This window comes from Streptomyces sp. NPDC046887 (genome assembly GCF_040644755.1).
GTDB classification, from domain to species: Bacteria; Actinomycetota; Actinomycetes; order Streptomycetales; family Streptomycetaceae; genus Streptomyces; species Streptomyces lichenis.
Genome location: NZ_JBEYXH010000012.1, coordinates 1 through 21,153, shown reverse-complemented (window position 1 = coordinate 21,153; position 21,153 = coordinate 1). Strand labels below are relative to the sequence as shown.

The 21,153-nt window shown below is 72.1% G+C and carries 14 protein-coding genes; 7 read left to right on the top strand and 7 right to left on the bottom strand.

Going from position 1 to position 21,153, the window contains the following annotated elements:
• Positions 1-9: 9 nt before the first annotated feature.
• A complete protein-coding gene (dnaE, locus tag ABZ945_RS14215) occupies positions 10-3,552 on the bottom strand; it encodes a DNA polymerase III subunit alpha (protein WP_361268204.1) in 3,543 nt (1,180 codons plus the stop codon).
• A 159-nt stretch (positions 3,553-3,711) separates the two neighbouring features.
• On the opposite strand from dnaE, the gene ABZ945_RS14210 reads away from it, so the two are divergent.
• The 5 genes from ABZ945_RS14210 (at position 3,712) to ABZ945_RS14190 (ending at position 10,016) form a co-directional block, all read left to right on the top strand.
• Positions 3,712-5,040 carry a DUF2252 domain-containing protein gene (locus tag ABZ945_RS14210; protein ID WP_361268201.1) on the top strand — a complete coding sequence of 443 codons (1,329 nt, stop codon included), beginning with the start codon at positions 3,712-3,714 and terminating at the stop codon, positions 5,038-5,040.
• A gap of 57 nt (positions 5,041-5,097) precedes the next feature.
• Positions 5,098-5,784, top strand: coding sequence for a hypothetical protein (locus ABZ945_RS14205; RefSeq protein WP_361268199.1), 687 nt, complete (start codon positions 5,098-5,100; stop codon positions 5,782-5,784).
• A 42-nt stretch (positions 5,785-5,826) separates the two neighbouring features.
• The gene (locus tag ABZ945_RS14200) at positions 5,827-6,666 is read left to right on the top strand and encodes a DsbA family protein (protein WP_361268196.1); all 840 of its coding nucleotides are present in this window, start codon (positions 5,827-5,829) and stop codon (positions 6,664-6,666) included.
• A gap of 160 nt (positions 6,667-6,826) precedes the next feature.
• Complete coding sequence (locus ABZ945_RS14195) at positions 6,827-8,485, top strand: alkaline phosphatase D family protein (protein WP_361268193.1); 1,659 nt, start codon at positions 6,827-6,829, stop codon at positions 8,483-8,485.
• A 43-nt stretch (positions 8,486-8,528) separates the two neighbouring features.
• Complete coding sequence (locus tag ABZ945_RS14190) at positions 8,529-10,016, top strand: serine/threonine-protein kinase (RefSeq protein ID WP_361268190.1); 1,488 nt, start codon at positions 8,529-8,531, stop codon at positions 10,014-10,016.
• 55 nt (positions 10,017-10,071) lie between these two features.
• On the opposite strand, the gene ABZ945_RS14185 is transcribed toward ABZ945_RS14190, so the two are convergent.
• Positions 10,072-10,641 (bottom strand): dienelactone hydrolase family protein, encoded by a 570-nt coding sequence (locus tag ABZ945_RS14185; protein WP_361268188.1) that lies wholly within the window; start codon positions 10,639-10,641, stop codon positions 10,072-10,074.
• A 39-nt stretch (positions 10,642-10,680) separates the two neighbouring features.
• Between ABZ945_RS14185 and ABZ945_RS14180 the strand changes: the two genes are divergently transcribed.
• On the top strand, positions 10,681-11,862 hold the full coding sequence (locus ABZ945_RS14180) for a mechanosensitive ion channel domain-containing protein (protein ID WP_361268185.1): 1,182 nt from the start codon (positions 10,681-10,683) through the stop codon (positions 11,860-11,862).
• A gap of 90 nt (positions 11,863-11,952) precedes the next feature.
• Here the strand turns inward: ABZ945_RS14180 and ABZ945_RS14175 are convergent, their stop codons facing one another.
• The 5 genes from ABZ945_RS14175 to ABZ945_RS14155 form a co-directional block, all read right to left on the bottom strand.
• Positions 11,953-13,539 (bottom strand): Na+/H+ antiporter, encoded by a 1,587-nt coding sequence (locus tag ABZ945_RS14175; protein ID WP_361268182.1) that lies wholly within the window; start codon positions 13,537-13,539, stop codon positions 11,953-11,955.
• Positions 13,540-13,718: 179 nt separating this feature from the next.
• Positions 13,719-14,183 carry a GNAT family N-acetyltransferase gene (locus ABZ945_RS14170; RefSeq protein ID WP_361268179.1) on the bottom strand — a complete coding sequence of 155 codons (465 nt, stop codon included), beginning with the start codon at positions 14,181-14,183 and terminating at the stop codon, positions 13,719-13,721.
• Positions 14,180-15,121 carry an RluA family pseudouridine synthase gene (locus ABZ945_RS14165; protein ID WP_361268176.1) on the bottom strand — a complete coding sequence of 314 codons (942 nt, stop codon included), beginning with the start codon at positions 15,119-15,121 and terminating at the stop codon, positions 14,180-14,182. The genes ABZ945_RS14170 and ABZ945_RS14165 overlap by 4 nt, the downstream gene beginning before the upstream one ends.
• A 55-nt stretch (positions 15,122-15,176) precedes the next feature.
• A complete protein-coding gene (gene lspA / locus ABZ945_RS14160; RefSeq protein WP_361268173.1) occupies positions 15,177-15,737 on the bottom strand; it encodes a signal peptidase II in 561 nt (186 codons plus the stop codon).
• 67 nt (positions 15,738-15,804) lie between these two features.
• Positions 15,805-17,337 carry a TraR/DksA C4-type zinc finger protein gene (locus ABZ945_RS14155; protein WP_361268171.1) on the bottom strand — a complete coding sequence of 511 codons (1,533 nt, stop codon included), beginning with the start codon at positions 17,335-17,337 and terminating at the stop codon, positions 15,805-15,807.
• A gap of 519 nt (positions 17,338-17,856) precedes the next feature.
• Here ABZ945_RS14155 and ileS point away from each other — a divergent pair.
• Positions 17,857-20,982 (top strand): isoleucine--tRNA ligase, encoded by a 3,126-nt coding sequence (ileS, locus tag ABZ945_RS14150; protein WP_361268168.1) that lies wholly within the window; start codon positions 17,857-17,859, stop codon positions 20,980-20,982.
• The last annotated feature ends 171 nt before the right edge of the window (positions 20,983-21,153 follow it).

The following is a 21,153-nucleotide window of genomic DNA, read 5'->3' as shown; positions in this document are numbered from 1 at the left end:
CGACAGGACTCAGCCGGCCAGGCAGGACGGGCCGAGCAGCACCTTCAGGTCGCCGAAGAGGGCCGGGTCGGGCTGGACCCGGTGCCGGTCGAGCCGGAGGACCGTGGTGGAGCGGGGCCCCTGGAGCTTGATCCGCACCTCGGTGTTGCCCCGGTGGTGGGTGAGGATCTCGCCGAGGCGGCTGATCATCGGCGGGGTGACCTTCACGGTGGGGATGGTGAGCACCACCGGGGCGTTGGTCCCGGCCGAGGACAGGTCGGGGACCATCAGCTCCATGGCGACCAGCCGGGGCACGTCCTCCCGCTTGTCCAGCCGCCCCTTCACGAACACGACGGTGTCCTCGACGAGCTGGGTGGAGACCAGCTGGTAGGTGGCGGGGAAGAACATGCACTCGATGGAGCCGGCCAGGTCCTCGACGGTGGCGATGGCCCAGGCGTTGCCCTGCTTGGTCATCTTGCGTTGCAGCCCGGAGATGATGCCGCCGATGGTGACCACCGCGCCGTCGGAGTGCTCGCCTCCGGTGAGCTGCTGGATACCGGCGTCCGCCTTGTCGGAGAGCACATGCTCCAGCCCGAAGAGCGGGTGGTCGGAGACGTAGAGGCCGAGCATCTCGCGCTCCTGGGCGAGCAGATACGTCTTGTCCCACTCCACATCCGAGAACTCGACGTCCAGCCCGAAGCCCGGCTCGTCCCCGGCGGCCGCCTCGCCCATGCCGCCGAAGAGGTCGAACTGCCCCTCGGCCTCCTTGCGCTTGACCGCCACCACGTTGTCGATCATGCCTTCGTGGTGGGCGACCAGGGACTTGCGGGTGTGGCCCATGGTGTCGAAGCCGCCGGCCTTGATCAGCGACTCGATGGTCCGCTTGTTGCAGACCACCACCTCGACCTTGTCCAGGAAGTCCGGGAAGGTGGCGTACTTCCCCTTGGCCTTCCGGCAGCGGATGATCGACTCGACCACGTTGGTGCCGACGTTGCGCACCGCGGTGAGCCCGAAGAGGATCACGTCGTCGCCCTGGGCGGCGAAGTTGGACTCGGACTCGTTGACGTCCGGCGGCAGCACCTTGATGCCCATACGCCGGCACTCGTTCAGATAGACGGCCGACTTGTCCTTGTCGTCCTTGACCGAGGTCAGCAGCCCCGCCATGTACTCGGCCGGGTAGTTCGCCTTCAGATACGCGGTCCAGTAGGAGACCAGTCCGTACGCGGCGGAGTGGGCCTTGTTGAACGCGTAGCCGGCGAACGGCACCAGCACGTCCCACAGGGCCTGGATCGCCTCGTCGGTGTACCCCTTCTTCCGGGCGCCCTCCTGGAACAGGACGAAGTTCTTCGCCAGCTCCTCGGGCTTCTTCTTGCCCATCACCCGCCGCAGGATGTCGGCCTCGCCGAGCGAGTACCCGGCGATGATCTGGGCGGCCTTCTGCACCTGCTCCTGGTAGACGATCAGGCCGTAGGTGACGTCCAGGACCTCCTTGAGGGGCTCCTCCAGGGCCGGGTGGATCGGGGTGATCTCCTGCTGGCCGTTCTTGCGCAGCGCGTAGTTGGTGTGCGAGTTCATGCCCATCGGGCCCGGCCGGTACAGGGCCGAGACGGCGGAGATGTCCTCGAAGTTGTCGGGCTTCATCAGCCGCAGCAGGGAGCGCATGGGCCCGCCGTCGAACTGGAAGACGCCGAGGGTGTCGCCGCGCTGGAGCAGTTCGAAGGTCTTGGGGTCGTCCAGCGGCAGGCTCAGGAGGTCGATGTCGACGCCCTTGTTGGCCTTCACCATCTTGACGGCGTCGTCCATGATCGTGAGGTTGCGCAGCCCGAGGAAGTCCATCTTCAGCAGGCCGAGCGACTCGCAGCTCGGGTAGTCCCACTGCGTGATGGTGACGCCGTCGGTGTGCCGCACCCAGACCGGGACGTGGTCGGTGATGGTCTCGCTGGACATGATCACGCCGGCGGCGTGCACGCCCATCTGCCGGACCAGGCCCTCCACCCCGCGCGCGGTGTCGATGACCTTCTTCACGTCCGGCTCGTTCTCGTACATCCCGCGCACCTCGCCGGCCTCCGAGTACCGGGGGTGCGAGGAGTCGAGGATGCCGGAGAGCGGGATGCCCTTGCCGAGGACGTCGGCGGGCATCGCCTTGGTGATCCGGTCGCCCATGGCGTACGGGTAGCCGAGCACCCGCGCCGAGTCCTTGATCGCGTTCTTCGCCTTGATGGTGCCGTAGGTGCCGATCATGGCGACCTTGTCGGCGCCGTACTTCTCCGTCACGTACCGGATGACCTCCACGCGCCGGCGCTCGTCGAAGTCGATGTCGACGTCGGGCATGGAGATGCGCTCGGGGTTGAGGAACCGCTCGAAGATCAGTCCGTGGGTGAGCGGGTCGAGGTCGGTGATCCCCAGCGCGTACGCGACGATCGAGCCGGCCGCCGAGCCGCGGCCCGGGCCCACCGCGATGCCCTGGTTCTTGGCCCACATGATGAAGTCGGCGACCACCAGGAAGTAGCCGGGGAAGCCCATCGAGATGATGGTGTCCATCTCGTACTCGACCTGCCTGAGCCGGTCCTCCGGGATGTTCCCCTCGTAGCGGCGCTCCATCCCGCGCAGGGTCTCCTCGCGGAACCAGGAGACCTCCGTGTACCCCTCGGGGATGTCGAAGCGCGGCATCAGGTTGCGCTCGACGAACATGCCCTCGGTGTCGACCTGCTCGGCCACCAGCAGGGTGTTGGCGCAGCCCTGCTGCCAGGCGTCCGAGGAGTCGATGGCGTACATCTCGTCCGTGGACTTCAGGTAGTAGCCCGTGCCGTCGAACCTGAAGCGGTCCGGGTCGGAGAGGTTCTTGCCGGTCTGGATGCACAGCAGGGCGTCGTGCGCCGTCGCCTCGTGGGCGTAGGTGTAGTGCGAGTCGTTCGTCACCAGCGGCGGGATGCCGAGCTTCTTGCCGATCTCCAGCAGCCCGTCGCGGACCCGGCGCTCGATCTCGATGCCGTGGTCCATCAGCTCCAGGAAGTACCGGTCCTTGCCGAAGATGTCCTGGTACTCGGAGGCCGACTTCAGCGCCTCGTCGAACTGCCCCAGCCGCAGCCTGGTCTGCAGCTCGCCGGACGGGCAGCCGGTGGAGGCGATCAGCCCCTCCGACCACTGGGAGATGGTCTCCTTGTCCATCCGGGGCCACTTCTGCAGCCAGCCCTCCTTGTACGCGTCCGAGGAGAGCCGGAAGATGTTGTGCAGCCCGGTGGCGTTCGCCGCCCAGATCGTCTTATGCGTATAACCACCCGAACCGGACACGTCGTCCCGCTTCTGGTGCGGCTGCCCCCACTGGATCTTGCGCTTGTTGCGCCGCGACTCCGGCGCGACGTACGCCTCGATCCCGATGATCGGCGTGACCCCGGCCTTCTTCGCGGTGTGGAAGAAGTCGTACGCCCCGTGCAGGTTGCCGTGGTCGGACATGGCGATATGGGTCATGCCCATCTCGTTGCACGCGTTGAACATGTCCTTCAGCCGCGCGGCACCGTCCAGCAGCGAGTACTGGGTGTGGACGTGCAGGTGCGTGAACGGCGGCTTCGACACGGTGGGGCCTTCCGGGGTCGAGGACGAGGGGGGCAGCCCTCAACTCTAGACCGCCCCGCCGACAGCCACCCCGCACCCGGGAGTACGGTCACGCTGTGGCGGCCACCCCCTCGCGGCCCGCCCACCGGAAACACCCCGCACCCCAGGAGGCACCCCGCCATGCCGGTCCCCCAGCCCGCCGCCGAGGAACGCGGCGAGCAGATCCTCTCCGTCTTCGGCACCGCCTTCGGCGAGCTCCTGGCCGCCGACCCGGCCGCCTTCCGGGTCAAGTTCCGCAAGATGGCCGGCTCCGCGTTCGCCTTCTACCGGGGCTCGGCCTGCCTGTTCTACGCCGACCTGGAGCGGGAGCAGCACGGCGGCCCCTTCCTCGACGAGCGGACCTCCCGGGTCTGGATCCACGGCGATCTGCACGCCGAGAACTTCGGCACCTACCTGGACGCCAACGGCCGCCTGGTCTTCAACGTCAACGACTTCGACGAGGCCTACGTCGGCCCCTTCACCTGGGACGTCAAGCGGCTGGCCGCCTCCCTGGCCCTGATCGGCTACGCCAAGGCCCTCGGTGACCAGCAGATCACCGAGCTGGTCCGGATCTTCGCCGCGGCCTACCGCGAGCGGATCCACGCGCTCGCCACCGGCACCCGCAGCGACGAGGCCCAGCCCTTCACCCTGGACACCGCCGACGGCCCCCTGCTCGCCGCGCTGCGGGTCGCCCGGGCGCTGACCCGGTTCGGGCTGCTGGACTCCATGACCGAGGTACGCGACTTCGAACGCCGCTTCACGCCGGGCGGCGGCACCATCGACCTGGACGCGGCCACCCGCTACAAGGTGCTGGACGCGTTCGGGGCGTATCTGGAGACCCTGCCCGAGGCGAGCCGGGCCCGCCCCGACACCTACCGGGTCAAGGACGTGGTCGGCCGCCGGGGCATCGGCATCGGCTCGGCGGGCCTGCCCTCGTACAACATCCTCCTCGAAGGCAACAGCGACGCCCTGGAGAACGACGTCGTCATCTACATGAAGCAGGGCCAGACCCCGGCCGTCTCCCGCCACCTCACCGACCCGGCGGTCCGCGGCTACTTCCGCCACGAGGGCCACCGCACGGTGATCTCCCAGCGCGCCCTCCAGGCCCACGCCGACCCCTGGCTCGGCTGGACCGAGCTGGACGGCGCGGGCCAGCTGGTCGCCGAGGTCTCGCCGTACGCGGTGGACCTGGACTGGTCCGACATCGACGACACCGAGGAGATCGCGGCGGTCGTCGCGGACCTGGGCCGCGCGGTGGCCGCGATGCACGCGGCGGCGGACGACGAGAGCGGGCACTCCCTGGTGCCGTTCTCCACGGAGCGCGCCATCGACGCGGCGATCTCCGCGGACGAGGCGGGCTTCCCGGAGCTGCTGGTCGACTTCGCCCACACCTACGGGGCGCGCGCCCGGGCCGACCACCAGATCTTCGTCGACCTCTTCCGCAACGGGCGCGTGCCGGGGCTGTCGTAGCCGCCTGCCGGAACTTAGCCACCGCTTACCCCGCCGCATGGCACACTCGTTCCCGCGATGGACGCGAACGGCATATCCGGGACCCGGCTCAGGGGGGTGCGCGCGGCGGTCTTCACGGCGTTGACCGTGACACTGTCCGCGGCCTCCCACGTACTGCTGTCCCGCGTCCCGCTGCCCCTGGGCAGCCTCGCCGCCGTCGCCGCCGCCGTGTTCGCGGCCGCGTACGCGCTGGCCGGGCGGGAGCGCGGGTTCTGGTCCATCGCCGGGCTGCTCGTCCCGCTGGAGCTCGCCGCGGACACCGTCTTCACCACCGGCCAGCACGTCTGCTACGGCCCCTCCGGCGGCCCCGTGGCCGGTTCGCTGCGGGCCGTCGGCGTGGACGTGCTGTGCGGCGGTGGCCCGGTGGGCGCGGCGCTGCCCGGGGTCGCCGGGACCGGGGCCGCCCCGGAGGCCCTGGGCGACCCCAGCCCCACCCTCCCGCTGCTGCTGCTCGCCGTGCACATCGCGGTGGGCCTCGCCGCGGCCTGCTACCTGCGCCGGGGCGAGAGCGCGCTGGCCGGGCTGGCCCGCACGGTCGCGGCGCTGGCGTTCCGCCTGCCGAGGGTGGTCGCGGCCCCGGCCCCCCGCCGCACGGCGCCGCCCCGGCCGCGCCCCACCTCCGCGTCCCCGAAGGCCGGCCGCGGCCGGCTGCTGGTGCACTCCGTCGGACGGCGTGGACCGCCGTGCCCGGGCCTCACCGCCTGAGCGACGAACGTCCACCCTTTCCCACCCGTACGGAGAAGACCCATGAGTGCACGGAACAGCAAGGCCAACAAGGCCGCCGCCCGCGAGCGGCTGCGCGAGGAGCGCGAGCGCGAGGCGAAGAAGGCGAAGGTCCGCCGGCAGGTGACGGTCGCCCTGTCGGTGGTCGGTGTGCTGGCGCTGGCCGGCGGCATCAGCTACGCCGTGGTGCAGATGAACAAGCCGTCCCACTGGGAGGCGGCGATGGACGCCAAGGACGTGAAGAAGCCGAAGAACACCTCGGGCCCGGACGGCACCACGGTCGTCGTGGGCAAGGCGTCCGCGAAGAAGACCCTGGAGGTGTACGAGGACTCGCGCTGCCCGGTCTGTGCGACGTTCGAGCAGCAGGTCGGCAAGACGATCGACGAGGATGTCGCGGCCGGCAAGTACAAGCTGCGGTACATCGGCGCGACCTTCCTGGACGGCGACAACATCGCCAAGGAGAAGGTCGGTTCCGTCGGCCAGGGCTCGAAGAACGCGCTGAGCGCGCTGGGCTCGGCGCTGGATGTGAGCCCGGAGGCGTTCCTGGCGTACAAGAGCGCGCTGTACTCGGCCCAGTACCACCCGCAGGAGTCCGAGGACGCGTTCGCCAAGGACGACTACCTGCTGAAGGTCGCCGACTCGGTGCCGGCGCTGAAGGGCAACGCGGCGTTCAAGAAGAACGTGGAGGACGGCACCTTCGACGCCTGGGCGCTGAAGATGTCCGCGGTGTTCTCCAAGAGCGATGTCGAGGGCACGCCGACGCTGAAGATGGACGGCAAGCCGGTGACGGCCGCGAACAGCAAGAACGCCCCGCTGACGGCCGAGGAGTTCAAGACCGCGATCGACAAGGCGCTGAAGGCCTGAGCCCGTCGGGGTGGCGCCCGGACCACGAGCGCCACCCCGCCCCCTGCGCCCCACCCCACCCACCACCGGCCCCCGCCTCGGTCAATTGACGGTCAAACGACGGCGGTTCTTCATCCGAACTACCTGCCATCGGCCTTACCGATCAGTAATCTGATCGTCCGTGACCAGTCGTGAACTTTCCGTTTCCCCCAGCCGCCGCACGGTCGTGATGGCCGCGGCCGCCACCGCCGTCGCCACGCCCGCTCTGGCGGGCCCCGCGGCCGCACACGCCGCCGCCGTGCCCGCCGCGCCGGGCCCCGCCTTCGTCCATGGTGTCGCCTCCGGTGATCCGCTGCCCGACGGGGTGCTGCTCTGGACCCGGGTGACCCCGGTGCCCGACGCCATACCCGGTTCGGGCGCGGGCCCGGACACCGAGGTCGGGTGGGAGGTCGCCGAGGACGCCGGGTTCACCCGGATCACGGCCCGGGGCGCGGTGACCGCCACCGCGGCCGGCGACCACACCGTGAAGGCGGACGTCCGCGGGCTGGCCCCGGCGACCGCGTACCACTACCGGTTCACCGCCGGTGGGACCGTCTCCGCGACCGGCCGCACCCGCACCGCGCCCGCCACCGGGGTGACCGCGCGAGGGGTGCGGTTCGGGGTGGTGTCCTGCGCCAACTGGGAGTCCGGCTACTTCTCCGCGTACCGCCATCTCGCCGCCCGCCCGGACCTGGACGCGGTGCTGCACCTGGGCGACTACGTGTACGAGTACGCGTCCGGAGCGTACCCGGCGGCCAAGTACACCGTGCGGCCGCACCTCCCGGCGCACGAGATCACCACGCTGGCCGACTACCGGCTGCGGCACGCCACGTACAAGACGGACCCGGACCTCCAGGCCCTGCACGCGGCGCATCCGGTGGTGGCGATCTGGGACGACCACGAGTTCGCCAACGACGCCTGGACCGGCGGGGCGGAGAACCACACCCCGGGCGCGGAGGGCGACTGGGCGGCGCGGGTCGCGGCGGCGAAGCGGGCGTACTTCGAGTGGATGCCGGTGCGCACCTCGACCGAGGGGACGGTCTACCGGCGGCTGCGGTTCGGCGGTCTGGCCGATCTGCATCTGCTGGACCTGCGCTCCTTCCGCTCCCAGCAGGTCTCGGTGGGCAGCGGGGAGGTGGACGACCCGGAGCGGACGGTCACCGGGCGGGCCCAACTGGACTGGCTGAAGGCGGGGCTGGCGTCCTCGGACGCGGTGTGGCAGCTGGTGGGCACCTCGGTGATGATCTCCCCGGTGGCGTTCGGCTCGCTGCCGGCGCATCTGCTGACGCCGCTCGCGGAGCTGCTGGGGCTGCCGAAGGGCGGGCTGGCGGTCAACACCGACCAGTGGGACGGCTACACCGACGACCGCCGGGAGCTGCTGGCGCATCTGACCGGGCGGGCCATCCGCAACACCGTGTTCCTGACCGGGGACATCCATATGGCCTGGGCGAACGACGTGCCGGTGACGGCGGCGACCTATCCGCTGTCCCGGTCGGCGGCCACCGAGTTCGTGGTGACCTCGGTGTCCTCGGACAACCTGGACGACCTGCTGCGGGTGCCGGCGGGCACGGTGTCGGTGGCCGCCGCGACCGCGCTGCGGGCCGCCAACCGCCATGTGCGGTGGGTGGATCTGGACCGGCACGGCTACGGGGTGCTGGATGTGACGGCCGAGCGGACGCAGATGGACTACTACGCGGTCTCCGACAAGGCCCGCCCGGACGCCACCTCGTCCTGGCTGCGCTCGTACCGCACGCTGAACGGGACGCAGAAGGTCGAGCGGGTGTACGCCCCGGTACGGTGACGGGCTCCTGAACGGCCGTGCACGGTCCTCTACTCTGTGCGCCATGAGTGCGCCGGGGGATGTGGTGGACGGCCGATTCACGCTGGTGGAGCGGCTGGGCAGCGGCGGCATGGGCACGGTGTGGCGGGCGCGCGACACCGTGCTCCAGCGCGAGGTGGCGCTGAAGGAGGTCCGCTACGGGGCGGACGCGGACCCGGCGGTACGGGAGCGGGTGCTGCGCGAGGCGCGGGCGCTGGCCCGGATCAGCCATCCGCACGTGGTGACGGTCCACCATGTGGTGGACCAGGGTCCGCACCCGTGGATCGTGATGGAGCTGCTGCCGAACACCTCGCTTCAGGACCGGATCTCGGCCGGGCCGATGGGCCCGGCCGAGACGGCGCGCGTCGGCCGGCAGCTGCTGTCGGCGCTGCGGGCCGCGCACGCGGTGGGCATCCGGCACCGCGACGTCAAGCCCGCCAACGTACTGCTGCGGACCGACGGTTCCGCGGTGCTGACCGATTTCGGCATCGCCGCGCTGCCGGGGGCGACCTCGCTGACGGCCACCGGGGAGCTGGTGGGCTCCCCGGAGTTCATGGCTCCCGAGCGGGTGCGGGCGCGGGGGGACGGGCCGGCGGCCGATCTGTGGTCGCTGGGACTGGTGCTGTACCTGTGTGTGGAGGGCGTCAGTCCGCTGCGCCGGGTGACCGCGTTGGCCACCCTGGCCGCGGTGCTGGACGAGCCGGTGCCCCCGCCGGTGCGCTCCGGGCCGCTCGCCCCGGTGCTGGCCGCGCTGCTGGTACGGGATCCGGCGGCCCGCCCGGACGCGGAGACGCTGGACGCGATGCTGGCCCGGGCCGAGGCCGAGGCGGAGGCGGACGGTTCGGGGCCCGCGGCGGTGGACCGGAGGGCGCCGACCCTGCGGGCCGCCCCCGCCCCCGACCCACTGCCGGGCCCGTCCTCCTCCGTGCCGCCGCCCCGGGGGCCGGGCACGCCCGCTCCGGTCCCGCACCGCCGCGCCCGCCGCCGGACCGGGCGGTGGGCCGCCCTCGCGGTCACCGCCGTCGCGGTGGCCGTGGCCACCGCGGCCGTCACCGTGTACGCGCTGCGGGACGGCACCCCGGGGGACGACGGCCGGGGCGCCCCCGCGACCCCGACCGCCACCGCCCCCGCGACCCCGACCGCCTCCGCCTCCTCCGCCGCCCCGGAGACCAACCCGGACCTGGCCGCGGGGGCCTGGATCGCCCAGCTGGGCACGGTGGGCAAGTCGGCGGGCACCGAGGCCAGGGACCGGATGGCCCGCGCTCTGGACGACAAGGGGGTGCGGGAGAAGGAGTACCTGGACAGCGACGGGTACGCCTCGCTGCGCCCGGGCTTCTGGGTGTTCTACGCCAAGGGGTTCACCGACGGGCGTCAGGCGGTGGCGTGGTGCCGGGCGCAGGGGCTGGTCCGCGAGGAGTGCATGGGCCGCTATGTGAGCGGTGACCCGACGGACTTCGGCTACCAGTGCCTGGCGTCCGGAGCCGGGGTCAGCGGCCGCTGCTTCCGGGACTGAGCCGGGGATCCCGCGGCCCCATGACCTTTCTCACAACCGGCCGCGCTCAGCGCGCTCAGAGGCTGTCCAGGAAGCCGAGCGCGATGCGCCAGGTGCGCTCGGCGGCCTCCTCGTCGTAGTCCGGGAGACCGGGGTCGGTGTAGAGGTGCCCGGCGCCCCGGTAGCGGTGCACCTCGGCGTCCGCGCCGATCCGGCCCATCGTCAGATACCAGGACGTCAGCCAGTCGTCCGACTCGTACGGATCCGGCTCCGCGACGTGCAGTTGGACGGGCAGCCCGTCCACCGAGGCGTTCGGCGCGATGTCCGAGGTGCCGTGCAGGAGCAGCAGTCCGCGGGCCTTCTCGTCGCCCAGGGCGAGGGTCTGCGCCACCGAGGCGCCGAGCGAGAAACCGGCGTAGACCAGGCCCCTGTCGGCGTACGGGGCGGCCGCCAGTACGGCCCGGCGCAGCAGCTCGTCGCGGCCGATCGCGTCCTTCACCGCCAGGCCCTCCTCCAGGGTGCCGGCCGTTTGACCGCCGTAGAGGTCGGGCACGCGCACGTGGTGCCCGGCGGCGCGCAGGCGCTGCGCCGCGGCGTCCACGGCCGGGCGCGGACCGAGAGCCGAGTGGAAGAGAAGGATGTCCATCCGGTCATCCTGCCAGTCGATCCCAATGGATTCGGAGTCATGGAGAACGCACTGCGCCCCTTGATCGTCGTGGGCGGAGCGATCGTGCTCACGCTGCTCGTCGGCTATGTCGTCGACGTCACGCTGCGCCGAGCCGACGCCCGCCACCCCGAGACACCCCTGTGGGGGCTGCTGCGCCGCTGCCGGCTGCCGCTCCAGGTGGTGCTGCTGACCGGGGCGCTGCGCGGCTCGTACCGGCAGACCAAGTGGCAGATCATCGAGGACCACGAGGCCGGCATCGGACAGGTGCTGTCGCTGGTGATGATCGGCGCCTGCGCCTGGCTGGTGATCCGGATCGCCTCGGCGATAACGGAGTCCAGCTACGCCCGGTACGCCACCATCTCGCACGACCGGGCGCGGGTGCGCCGGGTGCGCACCCAGGTGACGCTGATCATGCGGATCGTCACGGCGGTGGTCGCGGTGGTCGCCGCCGCGGCGATGCTGCTGACGTTCCCGCAGTTCAAGGCGATCGGCACCTCGGTGCTGGCGTCGGCGGGCATCATCGGCATCGTCGCCGGTGTGGCCGCCCAGTCCACGCTGGGCAACCTGTTCGCGGGCTTCCAGATCGCCTTCGGCGACATGGTCCGCATCGGCGACACCGTGGTGGTGGACGGTGAGTGGGGCGTGGTCGAGGAGGTCACGCTGACCTTCCTGGCGGTGCGCACCTGGGACGAGCGGCGGATCACCATGCCGGTGTCGTACTTCACCAGCAAGCCGTTCGAGAACTGGTCGCGCGGCGGGGTGCAGATGACCGGCACCGTCTTCTTCCACCTGGACCACTCCGCGCCGATCAGCCTGATGCGCGAGAAGACCAAGGAGATCCTGGGCAACTGCTCGGCCTGGGACGGCCGGGACTGGTCGCTGGCCGTGACGGACACCACGCCGAGCACCATCCAGGTACGGGTGGTGGTGACCGCCAAGGACGCCGATGACATCTGGACCGCCCGCTGCGTGGTGCGCGAGCAGCTGATCGGCTGGCTGTGCGAGAAGCACCCGTACGCGCTGCCGCGGGTCGCCACCTCGGCGGCCGAGCTGCCGCCGGACGGGCAGTGGCCGGAGCGGGCCCGGCTGAACGGCCGCCAGCCGCGCCCCTCGGAGGTGCACAGCAACAACGCCGACGAGTACCCGCTGGTGGACGGCAGCCCGGTCCCCGAGGAGGCGCCGCGCACCGGTCGCGGCTGATCACGGCGTACGGACGGCGGAAGGCCGGGGCGGACGGCACCGCCCCGGCCTTCGGCGTACCACCACCGCTTCAAGGGGCGGCCGTCCGCCCTACCGCATGCTGCGTACGTCGAGTTGGCGCAGCACCCGGTCCACCACCTCCGGGTCGGCGCCCGGTTCGCTGCGGGCGGCCAGCACCTCGTGGCGGGCGGCCGACATCAGCTCCCGCTGGAGGCGCTGCATGGTCTTGAACCGCTTGGCCCGGTCCGCGTACGCCGAGCGGCGCTCCTCGTCCACGATGTCCGGGCTGATCCGGGCGCCCACGTCGAAGGCGAGGCGCTGGAGCCGCTCCTGGAACTCCTCGGGCAGCTCCTCCACCTCCTGGATCTCCTTCAGCCGGCGCTTGGCCGCCTTGAACGCCCGTACCGCCAGGTCGTGCTCGCAGCGGCGCTCGGCGTCGGTGTCGGCCCTCACCCCGAGCCGGCGGACCAGCCAGGGCAGGGTGAGGCCCTGGACGACCAGGGTGGCCAGGATCACGCAGAAGGCGATGAAGACGATCTCGTCGCGCCCGGGGAACGGCTTGCCGTCGTCGGTCTGGAGCGGGATGGCGAGCGCCAGCGCGACCGAGGCCACCCCGCGCATCCCGGCCCACCACATCACCACGGTCTCCCGCCAGGTGGTGGGGATCTCCTCGTCCACGTCCCGGCGCTGGTGCAGCCGCTTGGCCAGCCAGGTGGCGGGCAGCAGCCACAGCAGCCGTACGCCGACCACGCAGGCGACGATCGCGGCGCCCCAGCCGAGCATCGACCCCACCCGCTCCTCGGCGGTGCCGAAGACGTTGTGCAGCTCCAGCCCGATCAGCCCGAAGGCGATCCCGGTGACCAGGGTGTCGACGATCTCCCAAAAGGTCCGCCCGGCGAGCCGCCCCATCACGTCGTCGGCGTCCACCGACCGCTCGGCCAGGAACATCGCGGTGACCAGCACCGCCAGCACCCCGGAGCCCAGCAGCTCCTCGGCCAGCACATAGGCGGTGAAGGGGACGAGGAGGGTCAGCCCGGTCTGCAGGGTGGCGTCGCCGAGCCGGCCGAGCAGCTTGTCGGTGAGCCAGCCGAGGGCCAGCCCGACCGCGACGGCGACCAGCGCGGAGAGCGCCAGTTCCCCGACCGCGGCGCCCCAGGAGAAGGTGCCGCCCACCACCGCGCCGATCGCCACGTGGTAGAGCACGATCGCGGTGACGTCGTTGAACAGCCCCTCGCCCTCCAGGATCGAGACCAGCCGGCGCGGCAGCCCCAGCGAGCCGGCGACAGCGGTGGCGGCGACCGGGTCCGGCGGGGCGACCAGTGCGCCCAGCACACAGGCGGCGGCCAGCGGCAGCGCCGGGACCAGCGCGTGCGCGACCGCGGCGACGGCGCCGGTGGTGACGAAGACCAGGGCGACGGCGAGCAGGAAGATGGGCCGCTTGTTGGCGGCGAACTGCCGCCAGGAGGTGCGCTGCACGGCCGCGTACAGCAGCGGCGGCAGCACCAGCGGCAGGATGTAGTCGGGCGGGATGTCCACATTGGGCACCACCGGCACCAGGGCGAGGACGACGCCGACGAGCGTCATCAGCACCGGGGCGGGCAGCCCCAGCCGCTCCCCCAGCGGGACGGTCAGCACCGCCCCGAGCAGCAGTGCGAGCAGCAGCGCCAGCTGGTCCACGGTGCGCCCCTCCGGTCGTACGTCCCGGTCGTCCGTCCCGGGATGATGATCAGCGCCTCAACCCTGCCATGAGGGACGCGCGGATCGGCACCGGGGCACGAGGGGCGGGAAGGGGAAGACGGTCCGGCGTCAGAGCGGGCGGCGTCTCCCGCCTCCTCGGAGCGGACTCGTCCCCGGCCTCAGAGCGGGCGGCGCATGGCCTGGTGCGGGATGCCCGCCTCCAGGTACTCCTCGCCGTACGCCTGGTACCCCAGCCGCAGGTAGAAGCCGAGCGCGTGGGTCTGGGCGTGCAGGTCGACCGCGGTCAGCCCGCGTGCCCGGGCCGCCTCCTCGACGGCCCGCACCAGCGCGGCGCCCAGGCCGAGGCCGCGGGCCGCCTTGGTGACCGCGAGCCGGCCCAGCGAGCCGACGCCCTCCGCGCCACCGGTACGGTCCATGGCGTCCGCCCCGTGCAGCAGCCGCCCGGCGCCCAGCGGCGTCCCGTCCGGCCCGACGGCGACCACATGCACCGCGGTGGCGTCCAGCGCGTCGTACTCGATCTCCTCCGGTACGCCCTGCTCACCGACGAACACCTCGCGGCGCACCGCGAAGGCGGCCCGGCGGTCCTCCTCGGTCACCGCCTCCCGTACCAGGAAGGCGCTCACGCGCTCTCCGCCGCGATGATGTCCAGGGCGGACCGCAGATCGGCCGGGTAGGTGCTCTCGAACTCCACCCAGCTGCCGTCCGAGGGGTGCTCGAAGCCCAGCCGGACCGCGTGCAGCCACTGGCGGGTGAGCCGCAGCCGCTTGGCCAGCGTCGGGTCGGCGCCGTAGGTGAGGTCGCCGACGCAGGGGTGGCGGTGGGCGGACATATGCACCCGGATCTGGTGGGTGCGGCCGGTCTCCAGCTTGATGTCGAGCAGCGAGGCCGCCCGGTACGCCTCGATGAGGTCGTAGTGGGTCACCGAGGGCTTGCCGTCGGCGGTGACCGCCCACTTGTAGTCGTGCTGGGGGTGGCGGCCGATCGGCGCGTCGATGGTGCCGCTCAGCGGGTCCGGGTGGCCCTGCACCAGCGCGTGGTAGCGCTTGTCGACCGTGCGCTCCCGGAACTGCTGCTTCAGCAGGGTGTACGCCCGCTCGGACTTGGCGACCACCATCAGCCCGGAGGTGCCCACGTCCAGCCGGTGCACGATGCCCTGGCGCTCGGCGGCGCCGGAGGTGGAGATCCGGTACCCGGCGGCGGCCAGCCCGCCGATCACGGTGGTGCCGGTCCAGCCGGGGCTGGGGTGGGCGGCGACCCCGACCGGCTTGACGATCACCACGATGTCGTCGTCGTCGTGGACGATCTCCATGCCCTCGACGGGCTCGGCGACGATCTGCACCGGGGCGGGCGCGCCGGGCATCTCGACCTCCAGCCAGGCCCCGCCGCTGACCCGCTCCGACTTGCCCACCACCGAGCCGTCGACCAGCACCTTCCCGGCGGCGGCCAGCTCGGCGGCCTTGGTCCGGGAGAAGCCGAACATCCGGGCGATGGCGGCGTCGACGCGCTCGCCCTCCAGACCATCGGGAACGGGCAGCGTACGGATCTCGGGAAGCGTGCTCACCCGTCGAGTATGCCTTGTCCAGCCGACACGCCCGTCCCGGCGGCCGTACCGGCGGTCAGTCCTTGTGGACGGTCCCGTCCGGGTCCAGGCCGCGGAAGGAGAGGATCACGATCAGGAAGCCGCCGCAGACGATCGCCGAGTCGGCGAGGTTGAAGACCGCGAAGTGGGCGGGCGCGATGAAGTCGACCACCGCGCCCTTGAAGACGCCCGGCGCGCGGAAGATCCGGTCGGTGAGGTTGCCGAGCGCGCCACCGAGCAGCAGGCCGAGCGCGATCGCCCACGGCAGGCTGTAGAGCTTGCGGGCGAGGCGGATGATCACCACGATGACGGTGGCCGCGATCACGGTGAAGATCACCGTGAACGCCTCGCCGATGCCGAAGGCGGCGCCCGGGTTGCGTACCGCCACGAAGCGCAGCCAGTCACCGACGATCTGGATCGGCTCCCGGTGCTCCAGCCGGGCGACCACCAGCATCTTGCTGCCGAGGTCCAGCAGGTAGGCGACGAGCGCGACGGTGAACAGCGCGAACACCCGCCGCCTGCCCTGGGGCCGTTCGGCGGGCGCCGCGGCCTCGTCGTCCGTGTCCGGGGTACCGATGACGCGCTCCGCCTCTGCCACGTGAGTCCCTCAACCTAGGTGCCTGACTGTGCACGAGGGTACGGCACGGCTGTGCGGGCGCCCGGGGTCAGCCGCGCCTCTCCTGCTTCTGCTTGTCCTCCACGCAGAGAGTGGCCCGGGGGAAGGCCTGCATTCTGGCCTTGCCGATGGGCTTGCCGCAGACCTCGCACAGCCCGTAGGTGCCGGCGTCCAGCCGCTGGAGGGCGTGCTCGGTCTGCTCCAGGGTGGCCCGGGCGTTGGCGGCGAGCGCCATCTCGTGCTCCCGGGTGATGTTCTTGGTGCCGGTGTCCGCCTCGTCGTGCCCGGCGCCGTCCCCGGAGTCCCGCATCAGCCCGGTCAGCGCGGTCTCGGAGGCGGTCAGCTCGGCGTGGATCCGGGCCACCTCGCCCTCCAGCTCGGCCTGGGCCTCGGCCACCTCCTCCGCGGTCCAGGGGTCCTCCCCGGGCCGTACGGCGAGCTGCTCGGGCGCGGTGTCGGCCACCCCGCCGCGCGCGGTGGGCACGGCCGAGGCGCCGGACGCCGCGGTCACATCGACGGTCTTCTTCGCTGCCACAGTCCTGGCTCCTGTCTGATCCACGGCCTCACCGGCCCCCTCGGCCACGGCCGATCCGGCCGCACCCGTCCTCTTCCGCTCCCCCACCGCCGCCCTCCCGGCCGCGGCTCTCCCACCCTTGTCCTTGGCCCTACGGCCCCGGGCCGTGTCGCCTTCGCCCGCCGCGGCCCCGGCCGCCGCCGTACGCCCCTCGGGTGCGCCCGCCTCGCCGTGGGCCGCGCCCGCCTTCCCGCGGGGCGCGGCGCGCTCGGCCGCCGTACCGGCGGCGGCGCCGTGCCGCGCCTTGCGCCCACCCGGCCCACCCGGCTGCCGCTCCACGGCCAGCTCGGGCGACGCCTCGGCGGCGGCCCGATCCGCGGCCGCCTCGGCCGCGGCCCGGTCAGGCTCCGCCCTCTCCGCCAAGCTCTCCGACGCCTTCCGGGCCCCGGCCTTCCGCCTCCCGGCCCCCACGGCGGCTTCCTCCGCCACCCCGGCAGCGGAACCGGTCGCCTTCCCGCCCGTGGCCTTCTTCGTGGCACCCTTCCGGGCCGGGGCCTTCTTGCCCGCCGCCTCCCCGGCCTCCCGCTGACCGACGGGTGCTTCCTCGGCGCCCGCCTCCCCAGCCGTGCCCTTCCTGCCGGCGGCCTTCTTGGCAGGCCCCTTCTTCGCACTGCCCTTCTTCGCGGCGCCCTTCTTGGCGGGAGCCTTCCGAGCAGAGGCCTTCTCCCCAGCGCCCTCCCCGGCAGGAGCCTTCCCAGCAGAGGCCTTCCCCCCAGCGCCCTCCCCGACGGGAGCCTTCCCAGCGGAGGCCTTCTTCGCGGCAACCTTCCCGGCAGGGGCCTTCCCGGCGGCGGCCTTCTTCCTCGCGGTGGTCCGCACCGCGGCCCGTTCCGCCGGGGCGCTGCCGACCGGGGCGCCCGGCACCGTCCCGGCGGCACCCTGGTCCGAAGCGGCCGCCGCCACCGGAGCCTTCTCCGCCCCCTGGGACGTGGCCTTCTTCGCCCCGGCCGTCTTCCCCGCGGTCTTCTTCGCTCCGGCCCTCGTCGCCCCAGCGTCCTTCGCCACCATCTCGCGGCCCCTTCACATATTGTGATCTTGCTCGCGAATCGTGCTGGGACGATAAATCGACTCAGGCCCCGCGGCAACGGGGCACGCCGCCCGTTTCCGACACCCCGGCCCGATACCTCGGTACGCCCGGGGGACGGCTTGCCTCCGTTGTGCCCAGCTCCCCCGCCGGTAATCCGGCGGTTATCCGGTCGGCCGGGCCGACCCCCGCCCCGTACACTGGGCCCAGCGAAAGGCGACGATGGGGCCGAGTAGCGTCGTACGCAGCCATGAGCGAGCCGGGGACGGTGCGAGCCCGGAGGCGAGCGCGGCGTGAAGCATCACCCCGGAGCCGCCGGAAGAAAGCCGGGCCCCCAGCCGCCCCGTGCGGGAGCCCCGGCCGTAGAACCGGCATCGCGACCCCAATGAGGGGGCGGTACGCCGTGCGCGTGCCGCCAAGGAGGGTGGTACCGCGGGAGCCGTTGCAGCATCGGCGCTCTCGTCCCTCCGGACGGAGACGTTCGCAGTCCGCCGGAGGAATCGATGTCGCAGTACCGCCAGGTGCCAGCCCAGGTAGACCTGCCCGCCCTGGAGCACGCCGTGCTCGACTTCTGGCGCGAGCAGAAGGTGTTCACCAAGAGCCTGGAGCAGTCCGAGGGCCGCCCGGAGTGGGTGTTCTACGAGGGCCCGCCGACCGCCAACGGCATGCCCGGCGCCCACCACATCGAGGCCCGTGTCTTCAAGGACGTCTTCCCGCGCTTCCGCACCATGCGCGGCTACCACGTGGCCCGCAAGGCCGGCTGGGACTGCCACGGGCTGCCGGTGGAGCTGGCCGTGGAGAAGGAGCTCGGCTTCTCCGGCAAGGGGGACATCGAGGCGTACGGCATCGCCGAGTTCAACGCCAAGTGCCGCGAGTCGGTGACCCGGCACACCGACGCCTTCGCCGAGCTGACCACCCGCATGGGGTACTGGGTCGACCTGGACGACGCCTACCGGACCATGGATCCGGAGTACGTCCAGTCGGTCTGGTGGTCGCTGAAGCAGATCTTCAAGAAGGACCTGCTGGTCCAGGACCACCGGGTCGCCCCCTGGTGCCCGCGCTGCGGCACCGGGCTGTCCGACCACGAGCTGGCGCAGGGGTACGAGACGGTCGTCGACCCCTCGGTCTTCGTCCGCTTCCCGCTCACCTCCGGCCCACTGGCCGGCCAGGCCGCGCTGCTGGTGTGGACGACCACCCCGTGGACGCTGGTCTCCAACACCGCCGTCGCCGCGCACCCCGGGGTGCGGTACGTGGTGGCCACCGACGGCACCGAGAAGCTGGTCGTCGCCGAGCCGCTGCTGGAGAAGGCGCTCGGCGAAGGGTGGGAGACGACCGGGGAGAGCTTCACCGGCGCCGAGATGGAGCGCTGGACCTATCAGCGCCCCTTCGAGCTGGTCCCCTTCGACGCGCCCGCGCACTATGTGGTCAACGCCGAGTACGTCACCACCGAGGACGGCACCGGTCTGGTCCACCAGTCCCCCGCGTTCGGCGCCGACGACCTGGTGGTCTGCCGCTCCTACGGGCTGCCGGTGGTCAACCCGGTCCGCCCCGACGGCACCTTCGAGGAGGACGTGCCGCTGGTCGGCGGCGTCTTCTTCAAGAAGGCCGACGAGGCGCTGACCAAGGACCTGGACGAGCGCGGCCTGCTGTTCCGGCATGTGCCGTACGAGCACAGCTATCCGCACTGCTGGCGCTGCCACACCGCGCTGCTCTACTACGCGCAGCCGTCCTGGTACATCCGCACCACCGCGGTCAAGGACCGCCTCCTTGAGGAGAACGAGAACACCAACTGGTTCCCGGACTCCGTCAAGCACGGCCGCTTCGGCGACTGGCTGAACAACAACATCGACTGGGCGCTCTCCCGCAACCGCTACTGGGGCACCCCGCTGCCGATCTGGCGCTGCGCGGAGGACCACCTCACCTGCGTCGGCTCGCTCGCCGAGCTGTCCGAGCTGACCGGCACCGACCAGTCCGGCCTGGACCCGCACCGCCCGTTCATCGACGAGGTCGTCTTCGACTGCCCGGACTGCGGCGCCACCGCCACCCGGGTCCCCGAGGTGATCGACGCCTGGTACGACTCCGGCTCCATGCCGTTCGCGCAGTACGGCTACCCGTACAAGAACAAGGAGCTGTTCGAGTCCCGTTACCCGGCGCAGTTCATCTCCGAGGCCATCGACCAGACCCGCGGCTGGTTCTACACGCTGATGGCCGTCGGCACCCTGGTCTTCGACAAGTCCTCGTACGAGAACGTGGTCTGCCTCGGCCACATCCTCGCCGAGGACGGCCGCAAGATGTCCAAGCACCTGGGCAACATCCTCCAGCCGATCCCGCTCATGGACCAGCACGGCGCCGACGCGGTGCGCTGGTTCATGGCGGCCGGCGGCTCCCCCTGGGCGGCCCGCCGGGTCGGCCACGGCACCATCCAGGAGGTCGTCCGCAAGACGCTGCTGACCTACTGGAACACGGTCGCCTTCCAGGCCCTGTACGCCCGCACCTCGGGCTGGGCGCCGAGCGAGGCCGACCCGGCGCCCGCCGAGCGCTCGGTGCTGGACCGCTGGCTGCTGTCCGAGCTGCACGCGCTGACCGACCAGGTGACCTCCGCGATGGAGGCGTACGACACCCAGCGGGCCGGCAAGCTGCTCTCCGCGTTCGTCGACGACCTGTCCAACTGGTACGTACGCCGCTCCCGTCGCCGCTTCTGGCAGGGCGACAAGGCCGCGCTGCGCACCCTGCACGAGGTAATCGAGACGGTCACCCGGCTGATGGCGCCGCTGACCCCGTTCATCACCGAGCGGGTCTGGCAGGACCTGGTCGTCCCGGTCACCCCGGGCGCGCCCGAGTCGGTCCACCTGGCCACCTGGCCGGAGGCGGACCCCGCCGCGATCGACCCCGCGCTCTCGACCCGGATGGCGCTGGTGCGCCGGCTCGTGGAGCTGGGCCGGGCCACCCGGGCCGAGTCCGGGGTGAAGACCCGCCAACCGCTGTCCCGCGCGCTGGTCGGCGCCGCCGGGTTCGAGGCGCTCTCCACCGAGCTGCGCGAGCAGATCACCGAGGAGCTGAACGTCTCCTCGCTGGCCGCGCTCTCCGAGGTGGGCGGCTCACTGGTGGACACCACCGCCAAGGCCAACTTCCGCGCGCTGGGCAAGCGGTTCGGCAAGGGCGTCCAGGACGTGGCCAAGGCGGTCGCCGCCGCCGACGCCGCAGCGCTCTCCCTCGCCCTTCGGGACGGCACGGCCACGCTGGAGGTGAACGGCGAGACCATCACCCTCGCCCCGGACGAGGTGATCATCACCGAGACCCCGCGCGAGGGCTGGTCGGTGGCGTCCGACGCGGGCGCCACGGTCGCCCTGGACCTGGAGATCACCCCGGAGCTGCGCCGCGCCGGCCTGGCCCGGGACGCGATCCGCCTCATCCAGGAGGCCCGCAAGAACAGCGGCCTGGACGTGGCCGACCGGATCGCGCTGCGCTGGTCCTCCACCGACCCGGAGGTCACCGCGGCCCTCACCGACCACGCGGGCCTGATCGCGGACGAGGTGCTGGCCACCGACTACGCGGAGGGCGAGGCGGAGTTCGGCACCCCGTTCACCGACGAGGGCCTCTCCCTCACCTTCCGCCTCCGCAAGGCGTAGCCACCCCCGGCACCCCGAAGGGGCCCGGCCGCCACCCCGGCGCCGGGCCCCTTCCCCGTATCTCTCCCGCCCCCACGCACACACGGCAAAGGGCCGGGCCCGGGACTCGTGGAACATCATACGCCCCAGCCGTAGACGCGTCTCTAGACACGCATGGGCAAGGGGAGATGC